This is a genomic window from Hymenobacter aerilatus (assembly GCF_022921095.1).
Classification (GTDB): Bacteria; Bacteroidota; Bacteroidia; order Cytophagales; family Hymenobacteraceae; genus Hymenobacter; species Hymenobacter aerilatus.
Genome location: NZ_CP095053.1, coordinates 2,629,784 through 2,648,086 on the forward strand (window position 1 = coordinate 2,629,784; position 18,303 = coordinate 2,648,086).

Consider the following 18,303-nt stretch of genomic DNA (forward strand, 5'->3'; position numbering starts at 1 on the left):
ATGCCTATGCTTGCCTTCCGGCTGTTGCTGCGCCGATTTTCGCTGCTGCTGGCGGTGTATCTGCTGCTGCGCCTGGGCTTTTACTGGGCCAACCACACCACGTTTGAGGAGGCCACGACCGGACAGGTGCTGCTGGCCTTCTGGCACGGCTTCCGGTTCGATATAGCGGCGCTGCTCTTGCTGAACCTGCCGTGGGTGGTGCTATCGGCAGTGCCGGCGTATGGGCGCGGGTGGCAAAGGCTGCTGCGCGTACTATTCGTGGTGCTGAACACGCTGGGCATTGCGCTTAATATCATTGACGCTGAGTATTTTAAGTTTATTGGTCGGCGTACTTCCAACGAGCTAACCACCATTGGTGACGACGTGCGCCGGCAAGCGGGGCAGTTGGTGGGGCAGTATTGGTATTTGCTGCTGCCGCTGCTGGCACTGCTGGCCTTGCTGTGGTGGCTGTACCCGCTGCCTACTCAGCGCGCCGTGCAGGATGAGCGGACGCGTGGGCGTACTCGGCGCCCAGCTGCCCACTATGGCAGCTGGGCGGCACAGCTGGTGCTGCTGGCCGGGTTGGTAGTGCTGGGCATCCGGGGTGGGTTACAGCTAAAGCCGCTGCGCACCGGCGCGGCCTTTGTGCAGCAGCCAGCCGTGCTGGGCCACTTAGCACTCAACAGCACCTTCACCTTCATCAAAAGCCTGGGCTATCAGAGCATCGACCATCGGCAGTACTTCGCCTCCGATGCTGCGCTACGGCAGGCGCTGGCGGCACGGTCCCTGCCGGCCCCTACCCTCCCCCCACGCCCCGACAACGTGGTGGTACTCTTGCTAGAGAGCTTTGCCTCAGAGTATGTGGGGGCCGAAAACAACGGCCGCGGCTACACGCCATTTTTCGATTCGCTGGCCACGCAGGGGCTGTTTTTTCGGGAGCATTACGCTAATGGCCGACGCTCTATTGAGGCCTTACCGGCCACGCTGGCGGGGCTGCCGTCGCTCCTGGAAAGCCCGTTTATTACCTCCAACTTCCAGACGGATGAGATGCATGGCCTGGGCGAAATCCTGGCGCGGCAGGGCTATAGCACCAGCATGTACCATGGCGCCCAGAATGGCACCATGGGCTTCAACACGTTTGCCGGGGCCGCCGGTATGCAACGCTATTTAGGACTGGAAGAATACCCCGGCGCCACCCAAAGCCCCAATTTCGACGGCCATTGGGGTATTTTTGATGAGCCCTACCTGCAGTATTTTGCCCGGCAACTAGGGCAGCAACGGCAGCCGTTTTTCAGCTTGCTGTTCACGCTCAGCTCGCACGAGCCGTTTGGGCTGCCAGCGGGGTATGAGAAGCGTTTTCCGAAAGGCACTTTGCCTATTCATCGCACCATTGCCTACACCGATTTCGCGCTACGGCAGTTCTTCAAAACGGCGGCCCGGCAGCCGTGGTACCGCAATACGCTGTTTGTGCTGCTAGCCGACCACACTTCCCAATCGGACCGGCCAGGCTACCGCAATACGCTGGGCGCCTACAAAACGCCGCTGCTGCTGTTCCATCCCAGCCACGCCCTACCCCCGGCCGACGTACACCGCATCACCCAGCAAGCCGACGTGCCCGTCACCGTGCTCGACTATCTGCAACGCGGCGCTAGCGCCCCACTCCTGCCCTTCGGCTACTCCGTATTCGACCAAGGCACTACAGGCCGCGCCATGTTCCTGAGCGGTGGCAGCTACTTCTTGGTTCACACTGATTTTGTGACCGAGCTAACCACCGATAACCAGGTGCGCCTCTATCCTTACCGTACCCACTTCATCCCAGCCACGCCCCTAGCGAATCCCGACCCGCAGAAGCTACGGCAGTATGGGGATGAATTAAAAGCGTGCGTGCAGTTTTACGTGAATGGCTTGGTAGATAATACGTTGTATAAGTAATAGCTAGAAGTCGTTCTGACTGGGCGCCTCACCCCTTGGCCCCCTTTCCGAAAAAGGAGAGGAGGAGCCAGCCGACAAGGTTTTATCTAGTGTGATATAAAGAAAAGCCCCCACCAGCTTACGCCGGTGGGGGCTTTTTGCCTGTCTATACAGGCAGATGCGCTTAGCGACGTACGAGCTTCACTTGCTGCACACCGTTGGCGGTGGTCAGGCGGGCCAGGTAGACGCCGGCGGGTAGGCCAGCAGGTTGCCAAGTTACGTGCACTGGTTGGCCTGCATTGGCTTTGCCAGTGGGTAGTTGCTGCACTAGGCGGCCACTCACGTCGTAGATGGCCAGCGTATAGGCCTGGTCCTGATCCAGCGTGAAGGTCAGCTGCGTTTCATCAGAGAAGGGGTTGGGGTAGCTGCGCAGTGCCACGGCGGCGCTTGCACTACCCTCTTCAGCCACTGTTAGTGCAGTGCTGGTAGCCGAGGCAGCCAGGGCGCCGGCTGGCTCGGTGCCGTATACCAGTTGGCCTTGCAGGTACACCGTCACGCGGGCATTTTCCAGTATGGCGTTGCCTTTAGCCTGGTAGGAGTAGTCGTTGGTGTGCTGGAAAGCCGACCAATCCTGTTTGTATAGGCGGTACTGAATGTTACCGGTGCTGCTGAGCGGCGCAAACGTGCCCAGCGCCGCGCTGAAGCGCACTTCAGCATAGGTTTGGGTGCCCGAACGGCCCGTCACAAGCCGCACGTTGTTGTTGCCTAGTTGGGCATAGTCTACGGCTGAGAGCAGGGCAGCCGTGCCCTCGGGGCTCAGCCAGTAGCGCACCGTCAAGTCCTGGTAGGCGGCGGGGGTATTGCCCTCGTTGCGCACTTGCAGGGTCGTGCTGATGGTGTTTGTGGTAGTCGAAGACGACGTGTTTTGCACGTACACACGCAGGTTGCGGGTAGCAGCTACCGGAGCCGGCTCCACGCCCCCTACCAACTGCCCATTGCGGTACACCGTGATGCGTGCATTCTTGGTATAAGCGCTGTTGTTGGCGTAGGAATAATCATCGGCTTCGTTAAAGTTAGTCCAGTCCTGCTTGTAGAAGCGGGCCTGAATGGGGCCGGAGCTGGCACCGGCCGCCAGGTTGCCCGCCGCAGCCGAGAAGCTATACTCCATGTAGCCAAACGCACCCTGACGCGGCTCGGTGAGCGGTACGTAACGCAACTGTACACTGCCAGTGCCCAGCTGAGCGTAATCTACAGCACCTTGCATGGCGGCGTAGTTTTCCGCCGTCAGCCAGTAGCGCACCGTGAGTTGCTGGTAGGGAATGGCCGTGCTGCTTTCATTACGCAGTTGCAGGTAGGGCTTGATGGCGTTGTTGGTAAGCTGGCGGTCGGCATCCAGGTGCAGCACGCTCAGACTAGCGGCCGTGGCCTGCACCGTTACGGCAAACGTCTCGCTCACCGTTCCGCAGCTGTTGGTGGCTGTAGCCGTTACGGTAGTAGTGCCTACGGGGAAGGTGTAAGGTGAGGTAATGGCCGTTGCGGTGCCGTTGCGCACAATGCTATAAGTCAGCACTGGAGCAGGACTACCCGTGGCCGTAGCCGCAAATGCTACAGAGGCACCCGTCTGGCCATAGGCCGCCGATACAGGGGCCACGGTAGGCACGGTTACGACGGGCGGCGTATTCACAATAACGGTAGCAGTACCCGTGGGCGTGAGGCCGGTGCAATTAGCATCTGATACGGCCGTGAGGCGGTAGGTGGTGGTAGCGGCGGGTTGCACCGTCAGCAGGTAGTTGCCTTCGGCATTCACCTGGTCGGCCGTTACAGTCAGGGTAGTGGCGCTGCCGCCCTCGGGCTGGTAGCTTACGGTCCAGGGTGCTGCGCCGGTCAGGTGCACGGTCAGCGTGGTCGACTCGCCTGCGCATACGGTGGCAGTGCCGGCAAGGGTAGCCGTGGGTAGAGCACGCACCGTTACGGCCTGCGTGTAGGTGTTAGTGCACGTGCCCTGCGTAATCGTCAGCGTAGTCTGGTAGGTGCCGGCCGCGGCATAGGTGTGCGTGAAAGCCCCTTTGGTGGTATAGTCGGTTTTGCCGTCGCCATCCACATCCCAGGCAAAGGTGGCGTTGTCTTCTACTACTGTGGAAGTGCTGGTGAAGGCCGTGGCCGTGCCCACGCACACAGTGGTAGCCGCAAAGGTCGGCTGCGGCGTTTCGCAGGTAGTACCCGTCTGCACGGTGCGGTAGGTAGTTCCCACCCGGATGCCGTCGATGACCAGTGCTGGCGAGCTGGAACCCTGGCGTAGGGCCAGCGTGCCAATATCAGACGGTGAGGAAGTACCGGCTTCGCTGACACTAATGTTGGCAGTGGCCGGCTCGGCGTCGGCAGCCGGATTGATGAACAGCTGGCTCACATTGCCGCTTTCATCGAACATGTATTTCACCACCAGCTGGTAGGTCGTGTTCAGCTCATACTCCGTAGTGGTATAGGTAGGCGCGCCGCTGCCGCTGATGCCGAACTGTAGCTTGCCCGTACCCGACCGGCGCACAAACACCCGCGGCCGGAAGGCAGAGCCTAAGTTAGCGGGACCCAGGTGCAGGAAATAGTCACCGGTTGTAGTGGCGTTGCTCACGTTCACCAAGAACGACGCGTACACCGGCGTGCGGGCATACACCGGCGCAAACTGCCGATTCACATCCTCGCCGCTGCCCGTCAGGGCCGTGGCGTTGCCGATGTTGCTGGCGTCGTAGCCGGGGTAGCTCAGGCTGGGCGTCACCACGGTGAGGGAGCGGGAGCCTGCACCGCTGTGGGCCGTCCAGTTGTTGGCGGTCAGCAGCGTACCGACTGGGTATTCAAAGTTTTCTACCAGCAACAGCTGCGCCGGAGCGGCCGGTGTGGTTTGCTCCAAGGTAGCGGGTGCAGTGGTCAGGTAGTTTTCGGCGAAGGGCGTGCCATTGTCGTTGAATGCTACGGCGGCAAACGCGTACGACGTGGCCGGGCGCAGGCCGGTTACTAGCACGCTATCGGCGTTGCCGCTATATACTACGTAGTTGCCGGTGCCTACCTGGCTACCCTGCCCAAAGGCCGCATTGGCGGTGTAGGTGGTAGCATCGGTGGGCAGCGCATCTACAGTGCTACCCTGGCGCACCAGCACTAGGCGCTTGGCACCATTGCCGCCCGTTAGGCGCAGCTGCACCGAGGTGCTGGTTACCTGCGTGGCCACGAGCGTGGGCTGCGTGGTAGGCTCGGTAGCCAGTGCTACGGCGGCAGTTGTGAAGGCAAACTCCTCGCCGTAGGCTGTGCTCACAGCCGTAGTGGCATAGGCGCGCACGTAGTAGGTAGTGCCAGGCAGCAGGTCGCGGAGCACGCTTGTGAAGGTGCTGGCTTCGGTGCTGTCCACTGTGCTGTTGGTGCCCAGGGTAGGGTTCACCTCCGTACCCCACACCACACCACGGGCCGTTACGGAGCTGCCGCCGTCGTTGGCGATGGTGCCGCCAGTAGTGGCAGTGGTAGTCGTGATGGCCGCTACGGCCGTGGTGCTCAGCGTGGCCGGGTATACAGGCGCCGTGCCGGTGCCGCTTATTGCCACGGCCTGTGCCGGCTGGCCAGTGCTGGTTACGGGGATAGAGGTCTGATACGCTTGCGCCGCCGTGGGGGCAAAACGCACATCAATGGTGGTATTGCCCACCGTGCCACCGGCAGGAGCCAGCGAAATGGTGCAGCAAGCAAATGGATTGCTACCCGTGCGAATCTCAACGCCCGCCGGGGGCGTGAGCAGGATGGGACTCGTGAGGCCACTGCCACTCACCGTAAACGACTGGCCCGCCGAAGCGCCGCCCGCTACCACGCTGCCGAAATCGGTTAGGGTAGTAGCCGACACGGTTAGCTGGGGCTGTGGGGCTGTTAAGGTGATGGTGATGGGGGCGCTAGTGCCGGTTACATTGCCGCAGTCGGTAGTGGCCTGGGCCACTATATAATAGGTGCCCGCGCCAGGGAAATCGGAGCCGCTTACGCGGTAGGTAGCCGTGGTGGCATCGCCAAGAGGCGTGAACGGACCGGCTGGGCTGGTGCCGTACAGCCAGTTGACGGTAGAAGGCGCAGCAGCCGTGGCCGTCAGCAGCGTACCGGTGCCCGTAGTAGCCAGCGTTTGGCTGCCTGCGGGCGTTACTGTTACAGTGTTGGTAGCCGGGGCCAGGGTCACCGTCAGGTCGGTGCCGTTGTTGGTGCCGAGCGTAGCCGGAGCGTCGCTCACCACCCGAATGCGGTAGCCGGTGCCGCTAGGCGTGCCGGCTGGCAGCACCGCCGAGATGGGCGAGCTGCTACCCGTGCCGATGATGTTGGCAGTGGTATTCGTCGGGAATACGCCATTGGCATTCGACAGCTGCGCCTTAAACGAGCCACTGAACGTGCCCGTAGCGGTGAAAGGCACCTCAAACGCGGCGCTGCTGGCGCTGGCGGTCAGGCAGTAGGACCCAGCATAGGCCGAAGGCGTGGTGCTGATGCTAGCTGTGGGTGTAGGGGTAGTACCGCCAGCCAGGGTAGGCGTCAGTACCAAATCATCCAGACCAATACCTTGGGCATTGGAGCTACCCCCTACCCCCAGGTAGGTCCAGCGCAGGTAGTAGGTAGCGTTGGCGGGCAGGTTGAGGCCCGTGAGCGTCAGCTGCTTAGTTTCCGAAACAGGTGGGTAGTGGTAGGCGTTGGTGCCGGCCGGCAGGCTCACAGTGGCGGATTGCGCTTCCCAGGTCACGCCATCAGCACTTACAAAAAACTGCCACTCAAATGCGCGAGTGTTGGTGCGGTATTTCTCCACCGCAAACTCTACCCCCAGATCCTGAATGGTGGTACCAGACGTATTTTGCACGGCCAGCAGCACGTGGCGCGGCGCCGTGTAGGTGCCACTGGCCAAGAAGCCAATGGCGCGGTCCGACGACGAAGCTGCTGCCCCGAAATTGTAAGTTCCGCCCGAAGTGAAGTTGTTGCCGTTGGCGGCCTGCGTGAAGGCCGTGTAGTTGTTGGCGCTGGTGTAGGTAGGCGCAGCTTCGGCCGAGAATGTGAAGCCAGCCGGTAGCACGCCAGCCGCCGTGGTGCCCAGGCTGTTGAAATCAACCGTGGTAGCGGTACCGGCGAGAGGCAGCTGGGCCTGCGCCGGCAGAGCTAGGCTGCCCAGCGCTGTGGCCGCCACCAGCGTGCGGAGGCGCCCCAGCAGGTGCTGCGCAGGTCGCCGAAAAGAGGAAAGGGTAAAACGTGTATCCATAGAAAAGCGGCCGGGCCGCAACAAATCGTAAGAAATAGAGGATTAGTTGGTGGGGCCGTTGTCTACTTTCGCTTCCACCACGGCCTGCACCTCCAGGGGTAGGGCTGAGAGCAGATCCAAGCCCGTGGCGGCCTCAATGGCATCCACGGACGTGCGGTAGTCGCCCCACTGCTCGCTGATGGAGTTGGTATTGGGCGTATCGATGGCAATGATGCGGGTAGCGGCCGTGATGCGAGCCACGTCGTTATCGCCCACTGGCAAAATCACAATCACCTTCCACACGCGGTTAGGCACCGTCACGCGACCCTGGTCGACGGTATTCGTAACGCCACCGTTGCTGCCCGTGCCGCCTACCCCGTAGCTGCCCATTATCACATACACCTCGTTATCAGGCAAAAACGTGCGAGTATAATTCTCCAGGTTGGCCCATGTTTTCTGGTTGTTGTTGGGCGCCTGCGGAATCATGTTTGTCATCAGGAACGTGGCCGAGTTGTTTTCGCGCGTCGAAGTGCGGTCGGCCGAAGGGCAGTTGTGGCCTCGGTCAAAACCCGAGCCCGTGTAGCTGCTCGACTGCACCTGGTACCAGCCATCGGGCAGGCTAGTGTCGTTGCGGAAGTTATCCTGCCGACCCACACTACCGCGGTCTGAGGCATCGAGGTGCCAGCTCACCCAGTTGGGCGTGCCCCGGTCGCGGCTATACGACACGGCGTACTGTGGCTTGTCGAGCAGGTAGTTATTGGGGTAGCTGGGGTCGGCCGTGGCCCCGCTGGGGTTACCCAGCGCCAGGTGCGAGTTGTCTTCCGACGGCGCCGTAACGCCGAAGGGCGTCACCGCAAAATCGTCGATGTTTAGCCGCGCCGCGCCGCCCGAGGTTTTGCGAATCTCAAACTTAACCGCGCCCGGAATATTCACCGTAAACGCCGCGGCCTGTAAGGTGCTAGTGGTGGTGAATACCGTGCCGCCTACCTTGGTCCACTTGTCGCAGTTGCAGGCGGTTTGGGGCTGGGCCCACAGTTCCCAGCTGCTGCTGGCATCGGTACCGTAGAGCGCGTGTTGCACCGTAACGGTAGCGGCCCCGTTGGACAGGAAAAACTGCATGGTGAGGCGCCCGGCCTGTTGCAGGCGGATGGCCTGCGCGCCATTTTTATGGTCGGCCTCAGAGGTTCCCGTTACAGCATCGGTGAGCAGCCAGGCACCCGAGGGAAATGTTACTTCTCCGGCTAGGTACGCGGGTTTCGTGCCCGTATCGAAGGTTTCTTGCGTCGCGCCCGTGGGTGCGGGCGTGGTTTGCCCCAGCACATGCGATGTGGGTAGGGCAAAGTAAGACAAGAGGAGCAGCCTCGAAAGGCGGTTTCCCCAGCGTAAAAGTGTTGGCATGAAGTAGATAAAAGGGTCCAAAACAGCCTCCTACTGGTAGGGGCACAATACAGCGCACAAAGCTACGATGCGCAGTAGGATCCTATCATCACCAAATTGTTAAATATTGAAATTATGTACAAATGATTACTTATATAATAATATTTATACAACCTACTTCAATAATAGCTTATCAGCTGTTCCTTTTTAACTGGTTCACTTTAGATGGCACGCTAATAAATTTCATATTACTTATATCCTATAACATCATAAAGCATCCATTCACGCATTTTCTTACTAATTAATTATTTTACTAATCTCGCTTATACCTCCGCTTCCACCTGACAAGATAAATTGCACTCTACCTCTCCCTTTCAACTAAACGCCGATAGGCCTACTCTATTTCCTCGCTTTCCCCTAAAAAGCTATTACCCTACGGATTCCATCCTGTTTGTATCGCCCACCAGGTTTTTGATATGGGAGTTGATTCTAGTGTTTGCACCGTCATACTGTGCGGAAATGCCACATACGCTGTATTGATTAAAGAAAAACGATACATTAGAATACATTCTCACGCAGACTTCCTACAGGATGCTAGAGTTCAAAGAGACGCAAAAAATGACTCAGTGGTGGTTGTGGCTCCTATTAGCGGGGGTTGTTGGAATTTGGGTTTGGGGCATTACGCAACAAATTATTCTGGGCCATCCTTTTGGCAACCATCCTATGTCGAATACGGGGTTGCTAGTATCCGCCATCTTCCCTCTAGCTATTGTTGCCTTTTTTTACTCTCTCACCCTCACCACCACCGTCAATGCGCAAGGAATCCGGCTGCACTACGCACCACTGACTAGTACGCAGCTGATTTGGGATGACATTCGAGAGGCTGAGGTTGTCCGCTACCGGTTTGTAGGATACGGCATCAGAGCCTCCCCAACCTACGGCATGGTATACAATGCAAAAGGCAACACCGGCTTATTAATTCATAAAAAGAACGGAGAGAAGTTTTTACTTGGCACGCAGCAGCCCGAACGCCTCATGCAAACAGTAAATCATTTTATTTCAATCGATTATACTAGCCCCAAAGTATCAACTCCTAGTGTCTGATGCGGACCAATTTCTGCCAAGTCAGGAGAAAAAAGCACTGCCTTTGATCCGCTTGTGCGTTGACCGGTCCAGCGTCTGCGTCAGGCCGACCAGCGGATTAGCGCAGTGCCACTGGCCGCGCCCGGAGCAGCCACCACCCAATGCTTCCTACCACTATTGTGCTGATGAGCAGCTTCCACAATCCTTGCACAGCCGTGGGGGTTTCGGAGGTGCTGGTGAAGGTATGAATAGGCTCGCCGGCGTAGTCGGCGTGGGTGAAGGGCGTTTTGTTGAACAGGAAGGGGTAGTAGTAGGCCCGCAATGCATCGTGGTAGCGCACCACACTCTGCTGAAAGGCCAGGTGGGTAGGCAGGTCGGAGCCAGCCAGGGCGTTGAGGCTGGTTTGTACATTGACAGCCGGTGACAGCCAGTTAAGTTGTTCTACCAACTCGTAGCGCTGGCGCAGACCAGAGGTATAGGCAGCAGCCAGGGGCTGCACCGATTGGTCGCCGAGGTGCTGGAAGGCGTAGTACCAGCGCCACACGAAGCGCTCCTTGATGGTCGTTGTATCGCGCCACTGGGGGTAGAGCGCAAAAAAGCGGTTCATGGTTTCGGCCTTGGGCTTGTCCCAGCCGCCGTGGATTTCCTCGCGCTGCTTCACCGTTAGCTCGATACCCTGGGGTACGGGGCGCTTCGCAGCTACGTACACGTTCAGCAGACCGGGTACCAGCACCAATAGCAGAAGCCATAGCCCCACCATCGCCACCGCATTGAAAGCCGACGGCCGCTGCCACGCCGTGACCACCAGCGCTACCCCAAACCAGAACAGGCAGTACAGCGTCACCAAAGCCAGCCACAGCCCTACCCGAGCATCGAGCGGCACCTGCGCCCACCCCATTGCCACCGCCGACAGCAACCACGCCAGCCCAAGCACCAGCCCAAGCCGAAACGTGAGCTTGGCCCCTACCACCACGCCAGCCGACACTGGCTGCGCCAGTAGCAACGGCAGAATTCCCTGCTCCCGCTCGCTCGACAACAGATTAAAACACAAGGCAATAATCAGCAGCGGAAATAAATAGACCAGCACAAAGGCCAAGTCGAAGTTACCGCTGAGCATTTTGGTGGGATTTACGTTTTCGGCGGCGTAGAGCTGGCCTTGCAGGCCCAGCAGCCGCAGCTTCACGTAGGAGGGGTTCACGTCGCGCTGACCCAACGAGAGGCTCGCCCAAGGTAGCGGGTGGTGCACGGCGAAGGTGGTGTGATAGTAGCCAATGTTGCCGGCGTCTTCGGGTTCCGGGAACTTGGCTTTCAACTCCTCCACGTTGTGGCGGGCCAGGGTAGGCAGCTCGGCCAAGTGCTGGCGCTGCCGGTTTATTTCGGTGGTGCCGTAGTAGATGCCGTAGAGCCCCACCAGCAGCACCAAGCCCGTGAGGACCACAAGGCCTTTGGCGGCCCTGAAGTGCCGCCATTCGTACTGTACTAAAATCCAAAAAATCTTCATCAGCCTATACCACAGGAGTTTTGTCAATTACTTTCAGGCCAAGCCAGCTCAGCCCCACAGCCCACAGCAGCAAGGCCAGCGCGGGCAGCAACAGGTAGCCTAGCGCCCAGCCCACAGGCGGCGCCTGGTAGGCGAAGGTGGGAATGGCCTGCCAGGTAGCAGCATCTAGCTTGCGCTCTTTGTCGCCGTAGCCCATGCTGGCCTGCAAGCCGTTGAGGCGTTGCACTAGCTGATAGCGGTAGTCCTCGGCGGCCTGCTGGAAGTGCACATAATGGGCAAAATCGGAGCCGGCTAGGCCCATCGACAGCGGCCGGATGGCCTGGTAAGGGTTTAGCAGCCCAACCCAGTTGGAAATGGCGTTTTGGCGCTCGTAGGTGCCGGTAAGGTCGGCGAAGTGCTGTTGGTATACCTTGCTGGTATAAGCCTCGCTCTCGGCCATTGCCAGACCGCCCACACTCACGGGTAGTTTTTCTTCAGAATCGACGCCGTACTGTTTCAGCAGGTTGGCTTTGAGGGCGGCCGTGCGTTGGTCCTGCGGGTCGTGGCCGTTGATGCCCTTTTGCGCCGCTTCGTGCACGTCGGCGTCCATTTGGGCTTTGGTGACGGTGGGGAACAGGGTAGCACCCAAGTTGGCCGTGGCCTTGGGTAGGATGATGCAGCCCAGCATCCAGCAGCCCAGCAGCAGCACCAGCGCCGAGCGTCCGTGCCGCTGCCGCGCCGACACCACCACTGCGCCTACTATCCACAGGAAGAAATACACCGCGTAGCTCACCACAAAAAGGGCCAGCCGCACCCACACATCGGCGTTGTGGACAAACGTTTCTTCTCCAAACAACAGCCACGCGGCCAGCGCCAATGCTGGCCCTACCACCAGCACCACAGCGCGGCCATAGCCCGCAATCTTCCCCCACGCCACTCGCCGCAGCGGCACGCCCTGACTTACAAGTAACTTGAGCGTGCCGGTTTCGTGCTCCTCTGTGAAAGCGCTGAAACACAGAAAAATAATGAGCAACGGTACCAGCACTTGCAGCACAAACGCCACCGTCAGCTCCCCAAACCGAATGAGCGAACCCGACTGCTGAGCCTGACTGAAGTTGACGCTGTTCTGCTGGTGGGCCTCCAAGTACACCGACGCGCCGGTGAATGAGTCCAGCCCCGCATCCAAAAAGCTCAGACCCGAACGCGGCCGGAAGGCAAACGAGCCGTAGTGTGCTACCCGGTGCGGGTGGCGGTTGGGCTGGTGGTGAAACTGGTCGTTGACGGTTTGCTGGGCTACCATGCGTTCCTGTTGCAAGGTGCGGTAACTGGCCCGTCCTACCAGCGTGGCCGCCAGCAGCAGCGCCAGCAGCAACACGCTCAGCACCACAAAGCGCCGGTCGCGCAGGGTACTCACGAATTCTTTTTGGGCAATGCTCTGTATCATGGGCTATTGCATATAGGTGAGGTAAAGCTGCTCCAGCTCGTTGGCATTCAGCGTGGCGGTGGGGCGCACATCTACTAGCTCGCCCTCGCGCATAATGCCTACCCGTGTGCCTACCTCCTTGGCCCGGAAGATGTCGTGAGTGGCCATAAACACGGCCGTGCCTTGCTGGCTCAACTGGCGCAACAGCTCCGAAAACTCGTTGCTGGCTTTAGGGTCGAGGCCAGAGGTCGGCTCATCGAGCAGCAGCACCTTGGCGTGCTTGGCCACGGCAATGGCAATGCCTACCTTCTGGCGCATGCCTTTGGAGTAGGTGCCCACGCGGCGTTGCACGGCCTCGGCCGGCAGCCCGGCCTGGGCCAGGTAGGCCAGCAACTCGCTTTCCTTGTAAGAAAAACCCGCTAAGCTGCTGAACAGCGACAGATTCTCTAGCCCCGTGAGGTGTGGGTAGAGCATCACATTCTCAGGAATGTACGCTAAGTATTGCTTGATTTTGAGCGGGTTGGCCGCCACCTCCAGCCCGTTGAGGTAGGCCGCCCCGGCCGTAGGCTCAATGAACCCCAGAAACAGGTTGATGGTCGTGCTCTTGCCAGCGCCATTCTGGCCCAGCAGACAGAACACTTCGCCCGCTTCAATCTGTAGATTCAGTCCGCGCAACGCCAGCTTATCGGGGTATTGCTTGCGCAGGTCTTTGGCTTCGAGGATGTAGGTCATAAGGTTGGTTTATGTTTTAGAGCTAGAAGCTAGAACTAGCTCCCCTCCTTTTTTAAGGAGGGGTCGGGGGCGGTAAAGGTCGTCTGGACGATGCTAGAGCTAGTTTTTAGTTGTCGTTCAATGGGTTTTACCATCCCCTACCCCCTCCTTAAAAAAGGAGGGGAGCTAGTTCTAGCTTCTGACTTCTCAACTTTTAGCTTCTAAAAAGTATACCCCAGCGTGGCCATGAAATTGCGGGGAGCACCGGGGCTGGCGCGGAAAAAGTCGTAGCCACCCACGAAGTAGTACTTGTCAAACACGTTGTTGAGGTTGACGTGGAAGTTGAAGCGGTTGATGGTGTAGAACAGTGCCACATCGGCCACGGTGTAGCTGGGCCAGTGTGCCCAGTATTTCGCGCCGGTGCCTACTGCTTCCACCTGATTTTCGCTGCGGCGGTTGCCTACGTAGTTGCCCCCTACCCCTATCCCGAAGCCGCGCAAGGTTGGCGTAGTGAAAACATACTTGGCCCACAAGCCGCCCATGTGCTTGGGTGCATTGGCGAGCGGCTGACCGTCTTCGGCCAGCAAATCAGCATCCAGCACTTCCGTGTGGTTGAAGGCGTAATTCAGGTTCAGACTGAAGTTCGGCAGGATGTTGCCGGTTAGCTCTACCTCCGCGCCGCGCGAGCGGGCTATACCGTTTTGGCGGTACACCTGCCCGCCCTCGGCCGTGAGGCCGTTAGTGGCTACCAGTTGGTTACGCTTCTCAATCTGATATACCGCCACCGTTCCAAACAGCGCCTTATCGAAGAACTCACCCTTCAAGCCAGTTTCAAGCTGGTAGCTAGTTTCGGGGCTAAAAGCCGAAGTACGGCCGTAGCGCTCCGGAAAGCGGATATACTCGGGCTTAAGCGGCCGGAAACCCGAGCTGTAGCTGGCGAAGTAGTTCAGGTTGTCGAGCAGGGAGTACGTAAGGCCGGCGCGGGGTAGCAAGCGGCGCTGCGGAATGGTGGTAGAACCGTCGCCGTAGTCGCGCTCGTCGGCGAACAGCTCGTAGCGCACACCCAGCAGCACGCCCAGGCGCGGCGTCACTTCCAACTGGTCCTGCGCATAGATACCCACCGTATGGTACACCGAGTTGATGTAATCGACAAAGAACTGCGGCAAGGGCCGGCGGATGTATTTTGTTGGGTCTTGAATTTCGTACAGCGGGTTCTTCAAATCGAAGGTCAGCGGAGTGGCTACGCCGTTCACCAGCTTTTGCCGGGCCTCAAACATGGTGCTCTGCTTGTCGGTGTTGAAGCGGATATAATCGGCCCCGACTACTACTTTATGAGCAATTGGGCCGGTGTTGCGGTTCAGCGAGAAGTAGGTTGAAAGGTTTTTGGTGTATTCCTCGGCGCGGCGGTCGAAGTAGCGCAGGTTCACGACAGTGTTAGCGGGCGCGTCGGCGAAGCTGTTTAGGGTGCGGTGCTCGCTCAGGTTCTCGTTATAGGTAAAATCGAGGTAGGACGCGCTCAGCGTCAGCCAGTCCGTGAATTTGTGCGTGAGCGAGGCGTTCAAGTAGTAGGTGTTGGTGCGGAAGTAGTCGCTGGGCTGGCTCAACGTTAAAGAACGCGATGTCGCATACAAGTCGTTGGCCCGGATGGGTAGGCCCCGGTCAAGGTAGCCGTCGATGTGGGTGTACACCAGCTCGGCGTTCAACGTGGTTTTGTCCGATACCAGGAAGGTCACCGTAGGCGCAATCATCAACGATTTGGTGTCGTTCACGTCGCGGAAGGTGTTGGTCTTTTCGTAGCCTGCGTTGAAGCGGTAAAGCACGTTTTTCTGCTCGTTGAGTGGGCCCGTGAAGTCGGCCGTGGCGCGGGTAGTATTGAAGCTACCCGTAGAAAACGTGACGGCCTTGCGCGCTTCGGCCAGCGGCTTCTTGGTTACCATGTTGATAGTGCCACCGGGGTTGATATCGCCAAATAGGGCCGCGCCGGGGCCTTTCAGCACCTCTATCCGCTCCAGGTTTACTGTGAGCGGCGCCTGCGTGAAGGAGTTGCCGTAGCTGAATCCCGAGCGCAGCCCGTTCAGCAGCCGAAAGCCGCTTTCGTAGCCATTGCGGAAGCCTCGTACGGTAAAGTCGTCGTAGTGCGAGTATTGCGCCACACCGGCTACGTTGCGCACCACATCCGTAAGGCGGAACACCTGCCGGTCCTCCATCAGCTCTTTGGTCACGGTGCTAATGGACTGCGGCACGTCGATGAGTGCCGTGGCTGTACGCGTGCCCACAAAGCTGTAGTCGCTTTTGTAGGTAGTCTCCTTGCGGCCCAGCACTTCCACTTCCTGCAAAGCGTTGGAGCTGGCCGTTAGCCGTATCTCCACGGTAGCCTGGGGTGCCTCAGCCGTGAGCAGCACCGTGCGGCGTGCCTCGCTGAAATTGAGGCTGCGCGTAACCAGCGTAATTTGCTCCAATGGGAGCTGATCGAGCATAAAGCGGCCCTGCGCATCGGTAAGAGCGGCAAAGCGTCCGGTGGTTTCTACCACCGATACCCCCTCGAGAGGGCGGCCATCGTTGTTGAGGATACGGCCCGTAATCTGCCCTTGCTGGGCAAAGGAAAACAACGGCATCAGCCAAAAAAAGGCGAATAAAAGGTGTCGCATGAGGGTGCTGAAAAACCTGTGGCGTACGCCCAGGTTAGCCACGTGAGGGTGGCGGTTGGAGGGGAACGAAGAATGGGGTGGTTTGCAGGCGTTGCGAAATCAGGCAACAGCTAGCGTGTGAAGGCTTTACCAAAGCGCACGGCTGGCAGCCACTATAGGCAAACTACGGACGGTGCACACCACGCGTACCATATGGCATAGGCTGCTGGCCCACGGCACGGTGTAGCTATGTTGCAACCGACAAATAATGCTGCGACCAACGCAGCGGCTACAAAGCGCTTCGCAACGAAAGCAGTGCGCTCAACAGAAAAGTGCTGTGGAAAGGCTACCCTACAGGTGGGCCGCGTAGGGCCGGGCAATACCAGCTATAGCTTACCCGATGCACAACGGTCTGAGGCTGGTAGCGAGGGTAGAGCAGCACATGCCAAGGCGCTGGCATAGTTAGCGCCGCCGCGAACTGGAAGGGCGTATCATAAAATTGCTCTACCGCGCAATGCTGGTGCTGAGGTGTGAGCAAAGCTTTGTTGCTGCCCTGGCTTGCCGGCGTTTGGGTAGGCCCAACGGTGGTATGCTTGGTATGCCCGTGCGCGTGCAAGCTCAGCATAGCCGACTCCGGCGTCAGGATACGCCCGAGCAACAGCAGCAGCCACCAGGCTACCAATTGATGACGGCAAGCTCGTACTAAAAGCAACGCACAAAGGCTAGGTGAAACGCAAAGGTAGGCAGGGTTTTACTAATGCAACTGTGTTGCGACATAAATTATTTCCTCTCTATCTCTGTGCACACATCCCCTCTTTCTTTGCGTTAGCCTTCGAACTCGATGCTCCTACCCTACCGTCCCGTACGGTGGCACCTCACTCAGCCGCTTGTTGGTACGGTTTTCAAAGTCGACGCGCCAGCAGTAGTGCTCCAAGCCATTGGTGAGTAGCAGCAGCGGTGCCCCAATGGTTTGGTTGTAGGTAGCAGCCTGCATGGCTACAGCCGCTGTGATGGGCACGGAGGGCGCTTTGCATTCTACCAATAGCAGCGGCCGGCCGTGAGCGTCGTAGGCGCAGAGGTCGGTGCGCTTGCGGCGCTGATTGTAGGCGTGGCCCCGCTCTAGGGAGAGCAGGCCCAGCGGGTAGCCCAGGTGACCGGTGAGATAGTGCACTACGTGCTGGCGCACCCATTCCTCGGGCGTTAGGACTACGTGCTTGCGGCGTAGCACGTCCCAGATTAGGATATTTCCGCCTGAATTTGTAACTTTGTAGTCGAAAGGCGGCAGGTTTAAGGCTTGCATCACCTCCAAAGGTACGGCCCAGAACTTCGGTTCCCGCTTTTTCGCTCCGTGCCGTCGTATCCTGACTTTTCAGGAACCGACGGCTTTTTTGTACCCGGACACATGGTTGTATGGCTATATGCTTGAATGGTTGTTTTCACAGCCAGCCACTTCGCCACACCCTGCATCTATGGAATAAACAAGGGCGGTATGCTGAGTGTAGTCGAAGCCTACCACTGAGTTTAAAAACTATCAATCAATAACTTAAACATAAAATCATCTTATGAAAACAAAAGCTGACATTGTAGAAAACTGGCTACCGCGCTACACGGGCGTACCCCTGAAGGACTTTGGACAGTACATCCTACTCACCAACTTCCTAAACTACGTGCACATGTTTGCCGAGCAGTTTGGGGTAGAGGTGCAGGGTCTCGACAAACCCATGCAAACGGCCACCGCCGACGGTATCACCATCATCAACTTCGGGATGGGCTCGCCGATGGCGGCTACCGTAATGGATTTGCTCTCAGCCGTGAAGCCAAAAGCAGCCTTGTTCCTCGGCAAGTGCGGCGGTTTGAAAAGCAAAACCAAGCTCGGTGACCTGATCCTACCCATCGCGGCCATTCGGGGCGAGGGTACTTCCGACGACTACTTGCCCGCCGAGATTCCCGCCCTACCCTCCTTCCGGTTGCAGCGCGCGGTGTCGTCGATGATCAAGAAGTACGAGAAGGACTACTGGACCGGCACCGTGTACACCACTAACCGCCGCGTGTGGGAGCACGACACGGCCTTTAAAGACTACCTGCGCCAGATTCGGGCCATGGCGGTGGATATGGAAACGGCCACCATCTTCACGGTGGGCTTCGTAAACGAGATTCCACACGGCGCGCTGCTACTGGTGAGCGACAACCCCATGACGCCCGACGGCGTGAAAACCTCGGAAAGCGACAAGAAAGTAACCGCTGATTTCGTGACTACGCACCTACAAATCGGCATTGAGTCGCTGCTGGAACTGCGCAACTCCGGCGAATCGGTGAAGCACATGCGCTTCGAGTAGGGAATCCTGCTCTGCGCTTTCGGCCCTGCCCCACCCGGCAGGGCTTTTTTTGTGAATCACAGTTATCTGTCATCCTGAGCTTGCGAAGGACCTTCTCACGCAAGAACAAGACGTTGTTACTTCTGTCGCTGGCACGTACAAAGACC

11 protein-coding genes are annotated in these 18,303 nt (G+C 58.7%); 3 read left to right on the forward strand and 8 right to left on the reverse strand.

Annotated elements, in window-relative coordinates; translation table 11 throughout:
* Positions 1 to 1,911, forward strand: coding sequence for an LTA synthase family protein (locus MUN82_RS11250; RefSeq protein WP_245090193.1), 1,911 nt, complete (start codon positions 1 to 3; stop codon positions 1,909 to 1,911).
* Between the two features lie 163 nt (positions 1,912 to 2,074).
* On the opposite strand, the gene MUN82_RS11255 is transcribed toward MUN82_RS11250, so the two are convergent.
* Both MUN82_RS11255 and MUN82_RS11260 read right to left on the reverse strand, forming a co-directional pair.
* Complete coding sequence (locus MUN82_RS11255; RefSeq protein WP_245090196.1) at positions 2,075 to 7,141, reverse strand: cellulose binding domain-containing protein; 5,067 nt, start codon at positions 7,139 to 7,141, stop codon at positions 2,075 to 2,077.
* Between the two features lie 42 nt (positions 7,142 to 7,183).
* Entirely contained in the window at positions 7,184 to 8,518 is a 1,335-nt protein-coding gene (locus tag MUN82_RS11260) for a DNA/RNA non-specific endonuclease (RefSeq protein WP_245090199.1), read from the reverse strand.
* A 570-nt stretch (positions 8,519 to 9,088) separates the two neighbouring features.
* Here MUN82_RS11260 and MUN82_RS11265 point away from each other — a divergent pair.
* Positions 9,089 to 9,601, forward strand: a complete 513-nt coding sequence (locus MUN82_RS11265; protein WP_245090201.1) for a hypothetical protein — start codon at positions 9,089 to 9,091, stop codon at positions 9,599 to 9,601.
* A 97-nt stretch (positions 9,602 to 9,698) separates the two neighbouring features.
* Here MUN82_RS11265 and MUN82_RS11270 read toward each other — a convergent pair whose 3' ends face one another.
* The 6 genes from MUN82_RS11270 to MUN82_RS11295 form a co-directional block, all read right to left on the reverse strand.
* The gene (locus tag MUN82_RS11270) at positions 9,699 to 11,081 is read right to left on the reverse strand and encodes an ABC transporter permease (protein ID WP_245090203.1); all 1,383 of its coding nucleotides are present in this window, start codon (positions 11,079 to 11,081) and stop codon (positions 9,699 to 9,701) included.
* Between the two features lie 4 nt (positions 11,082 to 11,085).
* The gene (locus tag MUN82_RS11275) at positions 11,086 to 12,504 is read right to left on the reverse strand and encodes an ABC transporter permease (RefSeq protein WP_245090205.1); all 1,419 of its coding nucleotides are present in this window, start codon (positions 12,502 to 12,504) and stop codon (positions 11,086 to 11,088) included.
* Positions 12,505 to 12,507: 3 nt separating this feature from the next.
* Positions 12,508 to 13,215, reverse strand: a complete 708-nt coding sequence (locus MUN82_RS11280) for an ABC transporter ATP-binding protein (protein WP_311136397.1) — start codon at positions 13,213 to 13,215, stop codon at positions 12,508 to 12,510.
* Positions 13,216 to 13,415: 200 nt separating this feature from the next.
* Positions 13,416 to 15,842: a TonB-dependent receptor gene (locus tag MUN82_RS11285; RefSeq protein WP_245090207.1), complete on the reverse strand. Its 2,427-nt coding sequence runs from the start codon at positions 15,840 to 15,842 to the stop codon at positions 13,416 to 13,418.
* Positions 15,843 to 16,167: 325 nt separating this feature from the next.
* Entirely contained in the window at positions 16,168 to 16,503 is a 336-nt protein-coding gene (locus tag MUN82_RS11290; protein ID WP_245090209.1) for a hypothetical protein, read from the reverse strand.
* 165 nt (positions 16,504 to 16,668) lie between these two features.
* Positions 16,669 to 17,121, reverse strand: a complete 453-nt coding sequence (locus tag MUN82_RS11295; protein ID WP_245090211.1) for a type I restriction enzyme HsdR N-terminal domain-containing protein — start codon at positions 17,119 to 17,121, stop codon at positions 16,669 to 16,671.
* A gap of 262 nt (positions 17,122 to 17,383) precedes the next feature.
* Here MUN82_RS11295 and MUN82_RS11300 point away from each other — a divergent pair, with 262 nt between their 5' ends.
* Positions 17,384 to 18,157, forward strand: coding sequence for an AMP nucleosidase (locus MUN82_RS11300; RefSeq protein ID WP_245090214.1), 774 nt, complete (start codon positions 17,384 to 17,386; stop codon positions 18,155 to 18,157).
* Positions 18,158 to 18,303: the final 146 nt, after the last annotated feature.

Bases quoted from the DNA above. Each gene is read 5' to 3' on its own strand.
- MUN82_RS11250 (WP_245090193.1), top strand. From the start codon at position 1: ATGCCTATGCTTGCCTTCCGGCTGTTGCTGCGCCGATTTTCGCTGCTG.
- MUN82_RS11255 (WP_245090196.1), bottom strand. From the start codon at position 7,141: ATGGATACACGTTTTACCCTTTCCTCTTTTCGGCGACCTGCGCAGCAC.
- MUN82_RS11260 (WP_245090199.1), bottom strand. From the start codon at position 8,518: ATGCCAACACTTTTACGCTGGGGAAACCGCCTTTCGAGGCTGCTCCTC.
- MUN82_RS11265 (WP_245090201.1), top strand. From the start codon at position 9,089: ATGCTAGAGTTCAAAGAGACGCAAAAAATGACTCAGTGGTGGTTGTGG.
- MUN82_RS11270 (WP_245090203.1), bottom strand. From the start codon at position 11,081: ATGAAGATTTTTTGGATTTTAGTACAGTACGAATGGCGGCACTTCAGG.
- MUN82_RS11275 (WP_245090205.1), bottom strand. From the start codon at position 12,504: ATGATACAGAGCATTGCCCAAAAAGAATTCGTGAGTACCCTGCGCGAC.
- MUN82_RS11280 (WP_311136397.1), bottom strand. From the start codon at position 13,215: ATGACCTACATCCTCGAAGCCAAAGACCTGCGCAAGCAATACCCCGAT.
- MUN82_RS11285 (WP_245090207.1), bottom strand. From the start codon at position 15,842: ATGCGACACCTTTTATTCGCCTTTTTTTGGCTGATGCCGTTGTTTTCC.
- MUN82_RS11295 (WP_245090211.1), bottom strand. From the start codon at position 17,121: ATGCAAGCCTTAAACCTGCCGCCTTTCGACTACAAAGTTACAAATTCA.
- MUN82_RS11300 (WP_245090214.1), top strand. From the start codon at position 17,384: ATGAAAACAAAAGCTGACATTGTAGAAAACTGGCTACCGCGCTACACG.